The sequence below is a fragment of the Sorangium sp. So ce296 genome (assembly GCF_051529605.1).
GTDB lineage: Bacteria > Myxococcota_A > Polyangia > Polyangiales > Polyangiaceae > Sorangium > Sorangium cellulosum_D.
Map to the genome: position 1 here is coordinate 1,482,681 of NZ_CP150325.1, position 14,980 is coordinate 1,497,660.

Consider the following 14,980-nt stretch of genomic DNA (forward strand, 5'->3'; position numbering starts at 1 on the left):
CCTGCCACGGAAGCGGCGCGGCGCGGCGCGTGATCCGGCCGCCGCAGGTTGACGCCGGTGGGAACGGGGGCTTCCATTCGAGGATGCGCTCGCTTCGCCGATGTTTCCGCCTGGCTCTGCCCGCCGCGGCCGCCGCGCTGGGCGCGGTCGCGGGGTGCTACCCCGACGTCACCTTCACCGGGGGCCCCGGCGACGCAGGCGCTGGCGGGGACTACGCGGGCACCACCGCATCGTCCGCGAGCACCGCCGCCTCGTCCGCGGACGTGGCCGGCTCGGGCGGCGGCGCGGCGAGCTCCGGCGCCGGTGGGGACGGCGGCGGCGCGGCGGCCTCCGGTGGAGGCGGCGGCGCGGGCGGCGACGGCGCCGGCGGGGGCGCGGCGACCTCCGGCGCGAGCTCCACCTCGGCCACCTCCGGCGTCGGTGGGGGCGCGGCGACCTCCAGCGCGAGCTCCACCTCGGCCACCTCCGGCGCCGGCGGCGGCGGCACCGTCGACTGCGACGCGGACGACGACGGCTATCGCTCGAAGGCGTGCGAGGGCGGCAACGATTGCAACGACGACAACCCTCTGGTCCACCCCGGCCAGCCCAGCACGTTCTACGACACGCCGATCAGCCCGGGAGGCGGCTTCGATTACGACTGCAGCGGCGCCGAGGAGAGGGAGTTCCGCGCGGTCAACTGCAGCGGCCTCCTGACGTGCGCGGTGGCATCCAACGTGTTTCTGACGGACATCCCGTGCGGGCAGCGCGGCCCGTTCGGGTCGTGCAGCCTCACGTGCCAGTCCGACATCGTCTTTCCCAATTACGTCAGAGCCTGCCATTGAGCCCGCAATGGGGCGATGGCAGCCTGGAGGATGCCGCCCCGCGGAGAGCCGATCCGATGAAGCGCGAACCCCGTACGATCCGATCCGCCGTGTCCGGCGCCGGCCTGTTCGCCGTCGTGGCGGGCGGCTGCAACGCGATCATCGGGCTCGAGGTCGGCGAGCTCGACCGGTCGCAGTCCGGCGCCGGCGCGGCCCCGGGCGCGACCTCCTCCGCGGCCAGCTCGAGCACGGGCGGCTCGGGCACGGGCGGCTCGGGCGAGGGCGGCATGGGCGCGGGCGGCTCCGGAGCGGGCGGCATGGGCGCGGGCGGCGGGGGCTCGGGCGCGGGAGGAGAGGGCGGCGGGGGCAGCGGCGGCGGGGTCCCGATGTGCAGCGAGGCCCCGGGCGCCATCCTCCAGCCGTCGGCCGCGTGGGGCGCGACGCTCGGCTTCGACGTGGGCGACCTCACCGCATCTGGCAACGCGCTGACGGCCGTCGTCACGGATGTCCTCGAGGATTCGCGCTATCAATTCACCGTCGCGAAGTGGAGCGCCGCCGGGGCGCGCGACGGCCGGTACGGGCTCTCGGTGAATGACATCTGGGGCTTGCACCTGGCCGCCGGCAAAGACTTCACCTATGTCGCCGGGGAGTCCGAGGGGGCCGCCAACCTGCCCACGGGGTCGCTCAGCGCCTGCCGCATCGGCCCCGGCCTGCTCGACACCGCCTTCACGACGAGCTTCGTGGCAGCGCTCGGCCCAGAGGGCAAATGCGGGTGGGTGTGGAGCGTCGACGCCGAGCACGGCACCACCGCGCGCGGCCTCGCGGCGACCTCCGAGGCGATCGTCGCCGCCGTCGACGTGACGGACGCCGGCAGGAGCTTCGGGCCGTGCGCGCTCCGGGAGATCCCGCAGGAGTCGGCGCTGCTCGCCGCGCTCCACCCGCAGGACGGCGCGTGCCGGTGGCAGCACCGCCTCGGGCCGCGCGCGGCCGTGGCGGTCAAGGCGATCGCCGCCAACTCGAGGTCAGGGTCGAGGTTCGTGACCGTCGTGGGCGACTACGACTCGCTCAGCGGGGAGGTCTCGTTCGGCGGGGAGCTCCCCTTCGCCTCGGAGCGCCGCGATGTCTTCATCGCGCGCTACCTGACCACCGACGGCGCCCTGCAGGACGTGAAGACGCTGAACGTCGAGGGAGATCAGCAGGTGGCGCAGCACGGGGCCGCGCTGCTCCCGGGCGGAGACGTCGTGATCGCCGGGACGTACCGCGGGCGCGTCCGCTTCGAAGAGCGCTGCCCGCCGCTGCCCGACGCGGGGGAGACCGAGAACCTCTTCGTCGCGCGCGTCTCCGACGACGGCGTCGTGTGGAGCCGCGGGTTCGGCGACGCGACGGAGAGCCAGACCGCGGCCGGCGTGGCGGTGGACGAGGCGGGCTCGATCTACGTCACGGGCGAGTTCTCGGGCGCGCTCCCGCTGGGGGGCGCCGGGGCGCTCACCACCTCCCGGAAGCGGGCGGGATTCCTGCTGAGGCTGGACGCCCGAGGCAACCTCGTCTCGGCGGCCCAGCTCGAGGGAGACGGCACCGTCGCCCTGCGCGTCGTCGCCGCGGACGGCGGCTCCGGCGATCCCGTCTACGTCGCGGGCGCCGTGACCGGCACCCTCGAGCTCCCCGGGCTCGACGAGCCGCTCGGCAGCGACGGCGATCCGGAGTCTCACGGGTTCATCGCGAGGCTCTCCGGCATGCGCTGAGCTGCGATTGCATGCCCGGAACGTCAGTTGCGGACGCACCCGTCCCGGAACAGATGCGTTCGCGGACGCCTCGATGCTGGCATCTACGGGGGTCGCCGGACGGAGCGCTACGCTTGACATGCGTGAGAGCTCCATGCGCTCCTCTGCGCGAGGGAGGCTGCGATGGCGCCTGTTCCGCAACGTGCTTTGCGTGCGTTGATCCCGCTCTTCATGTTCGTGAGCTGCGTGCTCGCGCAGGCGGGGTGCTCGTGCAGCCCCGAGCTCCCGCCGGTTCGTCCTCGCGGCATCATCGCCTGCCGGACGCCCGACACGAGCGCTCCGTCGCGGGCTGGCCGCGCGCCGGGGGTGAAGACCGTCTCCGCAGGCGCGATGGCCGGGACGTTCTCGGTAACGAGCAGCGGAGAGGCCGTGTACGTGATGCCTTTGACCGCCGTCCCGGGGCGGGCGGGCGTGGCGCCGCGGCTCGCGCTCCAGTACGACAGCAGCGCCGGCGAGGGCGCCCTCGGGGCGGGGTTCTCCATCGCCGGCCTGTCCGCGATCACGCGGTGTCCGAAGAACCTGGCGCAGGACGGGGAGATCCGGGGCGTCCGGTACGACGCCGAGGATGCGCTCTGCCTCGACGACAAGCGGCTTGTCGCCGTGGGGCGGGCGGCGGGGACGATCGAGTACCGGACGTTTCCCGACACGATGGTCAAGGTGGTCGGGCACTACGCCGCGGAAGGGGATGCGCCGGCGGAGGCGCTCTTCTTCGAGGCGATGATGCCGTCCGGGCTTGTGATCGAGTACGGCAAGAGCGACGGCAGCAAGCCACGCGCGCGTGGCTCGCGACCAAGGCGCGCGACGGCCGCGGCAACGCCATGACGTATGAGTACTGCTCTGCGGACGCCGAGGAGGGCTTCACCGCGGAGTACGCGATCGACGAGATCCGCTACACGAGCTTCGAGGGCGAGCCGGCGCTCGCGCCGTCGCGGGCGGTGCGGTTCGTGTACGAGGCGACGGAGCCGGCCGAGGTCCGCACGCGCTACGCAGGCGGCATGGCGCTCCAGCGCTCATTGCGGCTCGACGAGATCCAGATGCTCGGCGCGGACGACACGCTGGTGCGGCGCTACGGGCTCACGTACGAGATCAGCGAGAGGACGAATCGGACGCTCCTGAGCGAGGTCGAGGAGTGTGCGGGCGACGGCGTCTGCAAGCCGCCGACGCGGTTTCAGTACAGCCGCGGCGAGGCGGGGTTCCGGAGGATCGCGACGGACGTCGCCGCGCCGACCTCCCGGAAGGCGAGCCCGATGCTGTTCGACATCGACGGCGACGGGCTCGACGATCTCGTGGTTCCGGACGTGGTCGCCGGGCTCAGCACGCCAGAGAACCCCATCACCGGCTGGCTCGCCGCGCGCAATCGCGGGGCGAGCGGCTCCGCGGCCCCCTTTGCGCCCGCGACCCTGGCCCTCCTCGAGGACTGGGCCGTGAGCGCCGATCCACGCGGGTCCTCGGATCCCGAGCTCCTTCAGCCGGAGCTCGGGACGGCCCTGGATTTCAACCAGGATGGCCGGACGGACGTCTTCCTTCACGATGTCCATGACACCGGCAATACCTGGCTTGTCCTCCTGACCCGGCCGGACCTGACGTTCGAGGTCCACGACACGGGCATCCGGAGGCCCTTTCCGCTCGGCGTCCGTCCCGCGCCGCCCGGATTGCGCCTGCCCGAGGGCGCCGTGCACCTCGCCGATGTGGACGGCGACGGCGTGCCCGACCTGATCCAGTGCGACGACCACAGCCGCGCGCTGACCCAGAACCCGCTCGAGGCGACGTGGACCGTCCACCGCTGGAAGCCGGAGCGAAACGGCACGCCGGCGGGGTTCGACGTCACCGGGGAGTCGCTGGAGCCGCTCCACGGGTTTCCGTGCGACATGGAGATCCAGACGCTCGACCTCGATGCCGACGGCAAGGTCGATCTGGTCGTGGCGACCGTGCTGACGTTCAGCGATGGCACGATGCTCCCCGCGCCGACGTACGGGGCGCTCACCCGGCGGCACGACGGGGGCTGGGAGGTGTTCGACACCGAGCTGCCTCAGCCGCCACCCGGCGGCCGCACCATGTTCCTCGACGTGAACGGCGACGGCTTGCCCGACGCGGTGCAGTCGGGCTTCAGCCACGGCGGGCTCCGCACGACCCTCAACACGGGGCCGACCTTCGGTGCGCCGGCGATCGACAGCCTCGGCCCGGCGGGCGTCCTCGAGAGCCTCGGCGCGCTGGACACGTTCTTCCGGCTGGCGGCGCCCCTGGACTACGACGGCGATGGCTTGCAGGATCTGCTCATGCCGGTGCCGCCGGGCATGCTGCCGGGCTCATCGCTCGCGCTGCCCTCCTGGGCGATCCTCCAGGCCACCGGCGCGCGCGACGGGCCGACGTTCGCGCTGGTCGACCCGGAGATCCCGTTCGAGGCGGCGGTCGGGGAGGCCGTCACGCTGGCCGAGCCGCACGGGCCGCGCATCGGGGATCTCAACGGAGACGGGGCGCAAGACGTGGTTTTGCCGCTCGGGGGCGTGTTCAACGTCTTCCAGAACCTCGCGGGCGATCGGGATCTCCTCGTCGCGGTCTCGGACGGGATGAACGCGCACGAGCCGAGCGAGGCGGGCTTCGTGCCGAACGTGAGCGTCTCGTATGGCCACCTCACCGACGCCTCCATCACGAATGGCACCGCCGCGGGAGCTCCGGCGCGGGAGAGCATGCTCTACGTGTCGCGGGACGACGCGGCGAACGCTTGCGATTATCCGCGCCGCTGCGCGGTGGGGCCGCGGCGGGTCGTCCGCGGCTACGCGCTCAACAACGGCGCGGACCGGGCGCGGCGCTTCGAAGTGCGCTACCGCGACGGGCGCTACCACCGGCTCGGGCGGGGGTTTCTCGGGTTCGGGGAGCGCGTCGTCGTCGAGGTCGACACCGGCGCCGCGACGGCCGAGCGGTACGACAACGTCACGTTCGACGAGGAGCTCGAGGTCTTTCCGTTCACGGGGCAGGTGAAGCAAGAGTGGCGCTGGGCTCCGGGGTTGCCAGACCAGCCCACGCCGGAGCAGATCGAGCTCTCGTTCCTCGATGTGACGCGGGAGATGGTGCCCACGAACGACGGCGCGACCTACTTCACGCTCCCGACCGAGCGCCGGTTCCGGCGAGCGCAGGGCGTGTATCCGCCCGAGGGCGGCGAGGCGCCCACGGTGGAGGCGTACATCGAGCAGGTCGCGTCGGGCGGCGAGCCCGGGGGCGGGGTGGCGATCCTGCGCGACACGGCGGCGAAGGTGACGGACTTCGATGCGTTCGGCAACGTGCGCGCCGAGGAGGTCTCGACCCGCGGCGTCGACCTGGCGCTGGAGACGACGCGCACCTTCAAGAACGACACCGATCGGTGGGTGCTCGGTCAGCTCCAGACCGAGGAGGCGTGCAGCGCTGCGGCAGGGCTCTCGCAGTGCCGCCTGCTCGCGCGCACGACCACGATCTACGGCGAGATCGAGACCGAGTCGATCGACAGCGACGATGGCATCCCGGACACGAAGCTGGATGTCGCGATGGCGCGGGACGACTTCGGCAACGTCACCGGGGTGACGGCGGACGACGCGTTCGGCCATCACCGGGCGTGGAGCACGACGTACGACGCCGAGGGGATCTTCCCCGAGACGCACGTCAACCCGGCCGGGCACACCACGCGCGTGGCGTTCGACGAGGGTCTCGGCGTGCTGGTCGAGCGGGTCGATCCGAACGGGCTCGTGACCGAGTGGAGACACGACGGCTTCGGCCGCCTCGGGCTCGAGATACGGCCCGACGGCACGCAGACGGCGATCGCGCTGTCGCGCACCAAGGACGGCGGCCCGGACCGGGACGCATGGCGGGTGGTACAACGGACCACGACGGCCGGCGGCGCCGACGATACAGTCGAAGTCGACAGCCTCGGCCGCCCGATCCGGTGGTTCTGGTACGGACCTTCCGTGGAAGGTGCCACGGGCGAGCCGCGGCGCTTGATGCAAGAGATCGCGTACGACGCACGCGGCGAGCGCATCGCGCGGCGCTCGGTGCCGGTGACCGAAGGCACGCCGGACGACGACCTCCTCTACGACGTCTACGCGCACGACGCGGTCGGCCGCGAGGTGAGGCACACGACGCCGTGGGGCGCGGTCGTGGAGACCGAGTACGACGGCCTGCGGGCAGAGGTCACCGATGCGCTCGGTCAGGTGACCGTGGTCGAGCACGATCCGCTGGGACGACCGGTGACGGTCACCGACGCGGCGATGGGGGTCACTCGTTACAAACATGGCCCGTTCGGCGCGCTGTACACGGTCATCGATCCGGGCGGAGCGATCACGCGCACCACGCGCGACGCGCTCGGCCGCATGCGCCAGCTCGACCATCCCGATCGGGGCACGACCGTCTTCACCAACGACGGCTTCGGCGAGCTGGTCTCGTCGACCGACGCGCTCGAGCGGGAGACGACGTTTAGCTACGACGGCCTCGGGCGCACCACCTCGCGCGTGGACGAGCACGGCGCCGAGCGGCTCACGACCACCTGGACCTGGGACACCGCGGAGCACGGCATCGGCAAGCTCCACGTGCTGGAGAGCCCCGACGCGGACAAGACATACGGCTACACCGAGCACGGCAAGCTCGAGACGGTGGCGCTCCGCATCGACGGACAGCGCGCGGCGCTGGAGAGCAGGCTCGACTACGACGAGCTCGGCCGCGTCGAGACGCTCACCTACCCCACCCCGGCGGACGCGGCGCCGTTCGTGGTGGCCCACGATCACGACGCGCACGGCCACGTGCTCGCCGTGCGCGACAGCGCGACGCGCTCTGTCTACTGGCGGCTGACCGACGTGGACAGCGCCGGCCGCTACCGCGAGGAGGCGTTCGGCAACGGCGCCGTCACCGAGCGGAGCTACTACGCGGACAAGCAGCGGCTGAAGGGCGTCGTCACCCGCAGCGGCGCGACGGCGGTGCAGGACCTCGGCTACGGCTATGACGACCGGCTCAGCCTCACGCGGCGCACCGACGCGCTGCAGCCGCAGCACCGGAACGAGCGCTTTCGCTATGACTCGCTCGAGCGGCTGACGTGCGCGTACTTCAGCGACGTCGAGAGCGACACGGCACCGTGCGCGCTCCGCTACGACCACGATCCGAACGGAAACCTCACCTTCGCGACGGACGCCGGCACGCTCTCGTACGACGACCCGCTGCACCCGCACGCAGTCACCGGCGCGGGCGCGGACAGCTTCGGCTATGACGCCGTCGGCAACCAGATCGCGCGCCCGGGCGGGGTGCGGGTGAGCTACACGCCGTTCGACCTGCCGAGGGCGATCACGCAGGGCGCGAGAACCGTCTCGTTCGGCTACGACGGTGACCAGCAGCGGATCCGTAAGACCACGCCGGACGAGGAGACGATCTACTTCGGCGACCTGGTCGAGCGGGTCACCGATGCGGCGACCGGGAGGGCCGAGCACCGGTATTACGTGCGCTCGCCGGAGCGGGTGGTGGCGATCGTGACGCGCGGCGGGCAAGAGCCGGGCACCCGGTATGTGCACGTCGATCACCTCGGCTCGGTCGATGCGATCACCGACGAGGATGGCGATGTGATCGAGCGGCGGAGCTACGATCCGTTCGGCCAGCGCAGAAACCCGGTGTGGGGAGAGCCCACGCCGGCGTCGTTCGCCAGCGAGACGACGCGGGGGTTTACCGGGCACGAGGGCGATGACGAGCTCGGGCTCGTCAACATGAAGGGCCGCATCTACGATCCGAGGCTCGGGCGGTTCTTGACGACCGACCCGATAGTGCAAGCGCCGCTCTCGGGTCAGAGCTGGAACCCGTACAGCTACGTGCGCAACAGCCCGCTCGACCAGGTGGATCCGAGCGGGTTCCAGGAAGAGCCTCAAGCCGCTGGGGGATTGCCTATTTCGGCGGTCATCTGGCGCGATGGAGTCGTCACCCCTTGTGCGCGCGGGTGTTCGGTGACGATCCAAGGAGTTCGGCCCGTCAGAGCCAATCGCGAGTCCGTGGAGGTCGGTGCCACGACCGCGCCTGTCGACGTCGGCACGACCGGGACCTCGTCGGGCTATGTGCCGCAGCCGGTGACCGTCTCGCCGGAGCACGCCGGCGCCGGCGGCCCCGGTACCGTCGTCGGCCAGACCTTGTTGGGCGCCGCGGAGGGCACGCGCGACCTCGGTCTCGGCATCGCACGGTCGCTGGTGCTGAACGCGCTGACGTTCGGGATGTACGGCGGTTACGAGCTCGGCGGCGCAATCTGGGCGGGCTACGAGCAGGACGGGATCTTCGGCGCGCTCAACGCCGTGAACCCGCTCTACCACATCGGGCTGGGCGCCGCGGACACGGCGCTCGCGATCGACGGAGGCGACTACCGGGAAGCGGGCGCGGTGGGGACCAAGACGATGGTGCTCGCGGCGGCCACCGTCTTCGGGATGGGGAGGGGGCTGGGGGCGCTCGCGGAGGAATCGGCTGCAGCCGCAGCTGCTGCAAGGGGAGCACCGAAAGCATACTCCGTCGCGTTCGAGGCTCAGCTATCTCCTGCGGAGTTTGGCCTCAGTCGAGGCCGTCACTTTCATATTGCCAATGATGCGCTCGCCGCAGCGCGGCAGACAAATCCAGCGCTAGCAGAGCTGGTTCCGGCACCCACTGGATGGGGCAAGCCTCCTTCGGACTGGGTCTGGCAGCACGCGACAATCGAACAAGCTGGCGGGCGAGCCGGGGTGCTTCAGCTAGTGCCCAAAGCGCAGCATGCACCAGGTTCACCATTCTGGCGACTTTTACACCCCCTCCCCGGTGGAGGCGGGGGTTATACCGAGTGGGCCATCCCAGCAGGCGCTCCGCCAAACTAGGAGGATTCTACCATGTTCAGCATCATTCACACCGATGGTTCTGGCGATGAAAACCCACCCTTGGAAAGCCTTTCTGATCTCTATGACGAGCTTGCCTCCGCCGACCGCGAGCATGGAGACGTCGCCGTTATCCATGATGACTCTGGGTGGAGCATGTCGGCTCATCGAGATGGACGATTAATCTTCGAACACCTCGGGAGAGGCGGCGAGCGGCACATGATCGCCGTTCCCAAAGCGCGTGTCTTGGAACTGTGGAAACGACTTATCGAAGGAGACATTGAGGGTTTACTTGCGGAGACATGGAAGCCAGGGTATATCGAACGATATCGGTAGCACGATGCCTACGAGCACGACGCGGCTGACCGGGAGGTGCGGCACACGGCGCCGCGCCCATTCTGTTGGCGCCCGGTCCGGCAGAACGGATCGAGGGCAACCACAGCTTGGCCCCACGAGGACGTGGTGTTGACGCTCGCGATGGTTGCCGCTCGATCGTGCAGGCGGGTGCCTGGCCATAGCGAGGGTAACCGGTCCCAATCTCGCCATCATGGTTGGCCCCCCCGCGGGCGAGACTGCGCCGGCGGCCCGCGGGCACTCGCGCGTTTCCGGAGCCGGCGCGGCGCCCTGCGCCCCGGCGCTCCGCAAGCTCGCCCGGCGCGGCCCTGGATCTCGCTGCGATGCCGTGATCTCCTTCACGAGCCCGAGCGGACGCGGTTGCGCCGGCGGCGCGCGCCGTCGCACCCTCGCGCGCCGTGCCCCCCGAGAGCTCGCTCCGCCGGCCTCGCCGCGCCGCGACCGCGGCGCGCTCCTTCGCGGCGCTCGCGTGCGCCGCGCTCTCCTGCGCCGCGCTCGCGTGCGCCCCGGCGCCGGCGGTCGCCCCCTCGCAGGCGCCGGCGCCGCTCCGGAGCCTGCGCATCGCGGACGGCGACCTCGACGGCGAGCCGCGGACCGTGTCCTCGGCCGAGGCGATCCTCGATCTCGACGACGCGCGCTACGCCTTCGAGCACGCCTACGCGGGCCTCGACGGGCGCTCGCCCGCGCCCTCGCCGCGCGCGCTCGCTCGGGCCGCGGCCGCGCTCCGCGGCCGCGCCGCGTGGCGCCCCGACGAGCTCGCGCGGCTCCTGCGCGACGTGTTCGCGGCGCCGGACGGCCACCTCGCGTTCGGCCACGGCGGCCGCGCGCCGCTCCGGCTCACCGTCGCCCCCGCGCCCGCCGCCCCGGCGCCCGCCGACCCGGCGCTCGCGCCCGCCGCCCCGGCGACGTGCGCCGGCCGCGGCGCCGACGCCCGGACCGAGGCCCCGCCGCGGCGGCTCGAGGCGCCGCGCCTCCCCGGCCCGCCCGTCGAGCTCACGCGGAGCCGCGACGGCGTCCCGGTGCTCGCCATCCGCACCTTCAGCACCGCCGCCGCCCCGGCGCTCGCGGCGCTCCCCGCGTTCGCCGCCGAGCTGCGGCGAGCGCCCGCCTTCGTCGTGGACCTGCGCGGCAACGCCGGCGGCAACTACCTCTTCGCCGAGCGCTTCGCGCTCGCGCTCACCGACGCGCCGCTCTGCGCGCTCGACGAGCGCGAGGTCCTCTCCGTCGCCGCGGCCGAGGGGCGCGCCAACAGCGCCCGCCGCCGGCTCGCCCGCGGCGACGTCCCGCCCGAGGCGCGGCCGCGCTTCGTCGAGCACCTCGCCGCGCTCGAACGCCTCGCCGGGGCGCTGCGGGGTCGCGCCGCGGACCGCGGCGGCGCGGCGCCGCGCGTCGACCTCACGACCCGCGGCGCGCTGGTCCGCGGGCGGGCGGCGGGGCCGCTCGAGGGGCGCGCCGTGTTCCTCGTCGACCGCGGCTGCGCGTCGGCGTGCGAGATGCTGCTCGCGCTGGCGCGACAGATCCCGGGCGTCCTCGTGGTCGGGCAGAACACCCGCGGCGGCATGAGCGTCGGCGAGCTCGCGCTCTTCCGGCTCCCGCGCTCGGGCGTCACCCTGTCGCTCGGCACCCGCGCGTACCGCGACCCGCTCGGCGACTTCGTCGAGCTGCGCGGGTTCGAGCCCGACGTCCGGTTCGACGGCGCCGATCTCGTCGAACGCGCGGCCGCGCTCGCGCTGCGCGGGGCGCCGTCCGGCGCTCCTCGCCGCGGCGCGCGGACATCGTGCGCGCCTCGTTGAGTTCGCGAACGGTCCGCGTATTCTGGCCTCGCTGCGCCGAAGCCACCCGCAGTTCCTCGGAGTCGCCGCGCGAGCGCGACGGGAGCCAGCATGCCGATCGGGCCAACGGAAGGGAGTATCGTGCCGCGTCGCCGCCTCGCCGCGCAGCGCGCCCGCGGCGCGCAGGCCGCCGCGGTGCTCGCCGCGCTGCTCGGGCTCGCCGCGCCCGCGGCCGCGCAGGTGCCTGGCGCGCCGCAGAGGCCCGCGCTCGGCGGCACGACGGCGGCTCCCGCCGCGCCGAGCGCTCCTCCCGCGCCTCCGGACGGCGCGCCGATGCCCGTTCCGCCGGGCTACTACCTGCTGCCGCCGCCGCCGCTCCCGCCGTGGGCGAACCCGCGGACCATCCAGTACGAGGAGGGCGACCCGATCCCGCGCGGCTACGCGCTCAAGACCAGATCGGATCGCGCGCTCGTCGGCGCGGGGCTCCTGACGTTCGGCATCCCGTACGCGCTCTCGGTCACGGTCGCGGGCGTCGCGATCCTCGCGGAGGAGGATTTCGACGAGTTCGGGCCGCTGTTCATCCCGTTCGTCGGCCCGATGATCAGCACGGTGACCATGAACGCCGAGGGCGCGGGCGTCTTCTGGCTCACGGTGGACGCCGTCGCCCAGGTGAGCGGGCTGCTCCTGGTTGTCGCCGGCTTGGCGAACGAGGAGGTCTACCTGGAGCGGCAGTTCAAGGTGAGCCCGCGCGATCCCGAGCACGCTGCGTCCCCGTGGCCTGCGATCTCGATCGGCGCGTCGTCCGCGGAGCTCCGATGGCGATTCTGATCCGCCGAGCCTGCGCCAGCGGCTCTCACCCCGAAGGGAGACCCACGTGAGCGCGATCCGCGCTGTCCTCTCGATGCCCGCACTGCTCGGCGTGCTCGCGCTCGCGACCCCGGCCGCAGCGGAGAGCGACGCTCCGTCAGCGCAGAGCGCACCGCCGCCCGGCTACGCGCCGCCGCCCGGCTACGCGCCGCCGCCCGGCTACGCGCCGCCGCCCGGCTACGCGCCGCCGCCGGGCTACGCGCCGCCGCCCGGCTACGCACCGCCGCCTGGCTACGCGCCGCCGCCCGGCTACGCACCGCCGCCGGGCTACGCGCCGCCGCCCGGCTACGCGCCGCCGCCCGGCTACGCGCCGCCCGGCTACGCGCCGCCGGCGGACTACGCGTCGTACACGTCGAGCTTCATCCTCGGCATGCCGCGGACGCTGCCCTTCAAGGAAGGCGAGCCCGCGCCGCAGGGCTACCGCCTCGAGACGCAGAAGAGCCGCCGGCTGCTTGTCGCGGGGACCATCGTCCTCGGCACCGCGTGGGCGCTCGCCGCGCTCACGGCCGGGAGCATCCTCAGCGAGGGAGAGAGCGAGGCCGGCAGCTACGCGCCGCTGTTCGTGCCCGTGGGCGGCCCGTTCATCACGCTCGCCACGGGCGAGGACGTCGACTTCTCCGACGACGGCGGCCGGGTCGCCGGCTCCCTCGTGCTCCTCAACGGTCTCACGCAGGTGACGGGCTTCGCGCTGCTCGTCGCGGGCCTCGCCTCCAACCAGAAGGTCTGGGTGCGCCACGACATCCCGCGCAAGACGTCGCTCCACGCCCCCGAGCTCCTCGTCGGCCCGACCGGCGGGACCCTGCGCGTCCGCTTCTGAGCAGCGCGCGCCGGGAGCCCGCCCCGGCTCCCGGCGCCCCCCGCTCACCGCGCCAGCCGGTACGTCGCGTCGAACGGCGAGCCGCCCTGCGGCAGCTCCCGGACCACGCCGCGCTCCGGGTTCGCGGCGAGGTGGCGCAGGATCCAGAAGACCGTCTCGACGTCGCCGGTGCCCGCCGCGCCCGCGATCTCCTCGAGCTTCAGCGCGCGCCCCGCGCCCGCGGCCAGCGCCGCGAGCACCTTGGCCTGCAGATCCAGCACCTCCTGCGCGGCCTTCTTGCCGGCCTCGACGCCGGGCTGGTGGTACGCGTTGATGCCGACGAGCGACGCGTACAGCCCGACCGCGCGCTCGTAGAGCGCGATCAGCATGCCGACGGCGCGCGCGTCGACCGTCTCGATCGTGATCGTGATCGACTCGCGCCCGCTCTCGCTGAGCGCCTTGCGCGTCCCCTGCAGGAAGCCGGAGAGGTAGTCGCCCGTCGTGACGCCGGGGTCGACCTCGATCGCGCCGCGCGACGGCGCGCGATCGCGCAGCACCTCGATGAACGTGACGAAGAAGTTGTCGAGCCCGTCGCGGAGCTGCTGCACGTACGCGTGCTGATCGGTCGAGCCCTTGTTGCCGTAGACGGCGATCCCCTGGCACACCTCCTTGCCCTGGCGATCGAGCCGCTTGCCGAGCGACTCCATCACGAGCTGCTGGAGATAGCGGGAGAAGAGCTCGAGCCGGTCCTTGTACGGGAGCAGCACCATGTCCTTCCGGCCCACGCCGCCCGTCGCCGAGTACCAGGCGAGCGCGAGCAGCGCCGCCGGGTTCCGGAGCGCCTCCTTCGAGCGCGTGACCTCGTCCATCTCGCGCGCCCCCTGCAGCATCTCCAGGATCGACAGCCCCTGCAGCGCCGCCGGCAAGAGGCCGACCGCCGAGAGCTCGCTCGTCCGCCCGCCGACCCAGTCCCACATCGGGAACCGGGCTAGGAAGCCGTGCTTCGCCGCGTACTTGTCGAGCTCGCTCCCCTCCCCCGTCACCGCGACCGCGTGCGCCCCGAGCGACAGGCCGAGCCGCCGGTACGCCGCCTCGAGCTCGAGCATCCCGTTGCGGGTCTCCTTCGTCCCGCCCGATTTCGAGATGATCACCGCGAGCGTCGCGCCGAGGTCGTCCCCGATGGCGTCCAGCGTGCGATCGATCCCGTCCGGATCCGTATTGTCGAAGAAATACGGCTGCATCCGGTCGGCCGGCGTCCCCAGCGCCGACGCGACGAACTGCGGCCCGAGCGCCGAGCCGCCGATCCCGACGACCAGCACCTTGCGGAAGCGGGCCGCCCGCTCCGGCCGCACCCGCGCCGCGTGCACGTCCGCGGCGAAGCTCAGGATCCGCGCGTTCGTCGCCTCGATCGCGGCGCGCAGCGCGGCCTCGGGCGCCAGCTCCGGCGCGCGCAGCCAGTAATGGCCGACCCGGCGGCCCTCGTCGGGGTTGGCGATGCTCCCGCCCTCGAGCGCCGCCATCTCGGCGAGCGCCGCCTGGATGCGCGGATCCATCGTGGCGAAAAAGTCTTTCTCGAAGCGGATCCGGCTCACGTCCAGCCAGAGGCCGAGGCTCCCGTCGTGGAAGAGGTGGTCCCGGAAACGGTCGATGGGGAGGACGGCGGGCGCCGGTCCTCGACCCGGGGTTGCGCGGTCTTGATCCATGGCCCCCCTTCTACCGCTTCTCCCTACCGTTTCTCCAGGCGCTCGGACCCCTTGTCCGGACGATGTTCCGCCCTATGCAC

At 72.7% G+C, this 14,980-nt stretch carries 7 protein-coding genes and 1 pseudogene; 7 read left to right on the forward strand and 1 reads right to left on the reverse strand.

What is annotated here, in order from left to right:
* The first annotated feature begins 83 nt into the window (after positions 1 to 83).
* From WME98_RS05600 to WME98_RS05630, 7 genes and pseudogenes are all read left to right on the forward strand, one after another.
* Positions 84 to 821 (forward strand): hypothetical protein, encoded by a 738-nt coding sequence (locus WME98_RS05600; protein WP_437950329.1) that lies wholly within the window; start codon positions 84 to 86, stop codon positions 819 to 821.
* Between the two features lie 89 nt (positions 822 to 910).
* Complete coding sequence (locus WME98_RS05605; protein WP_437950330.1) at positions 911 to 2,542, forward strand: hypothetical protein; 1,632 nt, start codon at positions 911 to 913, stop codon at positions 2,540 to 2,542.
* A gap of 162 nt (positions 2,543 to 2,704) precedes the next feature.
* Positions 2,705 to 8,661, forward strand: a pseudogene (locus WME98_RS05610) (RHS repeat-associated core domain-containing protein); the annotation flags it as partial.
* Positions 8,662 to 9,423: 762 nt separating this feature from the next.
* Positions 9,424 to 9,744 carry a hypothetical protein gene (locus tag WME98_RS05615; RefSeq protein WP_437950331.1) on the forward strand — a complete coding sequence of 107 codons (321 nt, stop codon included), beginning with the start codon at positions 9,424 to 9,426 and terminating at the stop codon, positions 9,742 to 9,744.
* Positions 9,745 to 10,160: 416 nt separating this feature from the next.
* Positions 10,161 to 11,555: a S41 family peptidase gene (locus WME98_RS05620; protein ID WP_437950332.1), complete on the forward strand. Its 1,395-nt coding sequence runs from the start codon at positions 10,161 to 10,163 to the stop codon at positions 11,553 to 11,555.
* Between the two features lie 120 nt (positions 11,556 to 11,675).
* A complete protein-coding gene (locus WME98_RS05625) occupies positions 11,676 to 12,362 on the forward strand; it encodes a hypothetical protein (RefSeq protein ID WP_437950333.1) in 687 nt (228 codons plus the stop codon).
* A 46-nt stretch (positions 12,363 to 12,408) separates the two neighbouring features.
* Positions 12,409 to 13,218, forward strand: coding sequence for a hypothetical protein (locus WME98_RS05630; RefSeq protein WP_437950334.1), 810 nt, complete (start codon positions 12,409 to 12,411; stop codon positions 13,216 to 13,218).
* A gap of 44 nt (positions 13,219 to 13,262) precedes the next feature.
* Here the strand turns inward: WME98_RS05630 and WME98_RS05635 are convergent, their stop codons facing one another.
* Entirely contained in the window at positions 13,263 to 14,900 is a 1,638-nt protein-coding gene (locus WME98_RS05635; protein ID WP_061621953.1) for a glucose-6-phosphate isomerase, read from the reverse strand.
* Between the last annotated feature and the right edge of the window lie 80 nt (positions 14,901 to 14,980).

Coding starts and splice junctions, on each gene's coding strand:
- WME98_RS05600 (WP_437950329.1), top strand. CDS start 84: ATGCGCTCGCTTCGCCGATGTTTCCGCCTGGCTCTGCCCGCCGCGGCC.
- WME98_RS05615 (WP_437950331.1), top strand. CDS start 9,424: ATGTTCAGCATCATTCACACCGATGGTTCTGGCGATGAAAACCCACCC.
- WME98_RS05635 (WP_061621953.1), bottom strand. CDS start 14,900: ATGGATCAAGACCGCGCAACCCCGGGTCGAGGACCGGCGCCCGCCGTC.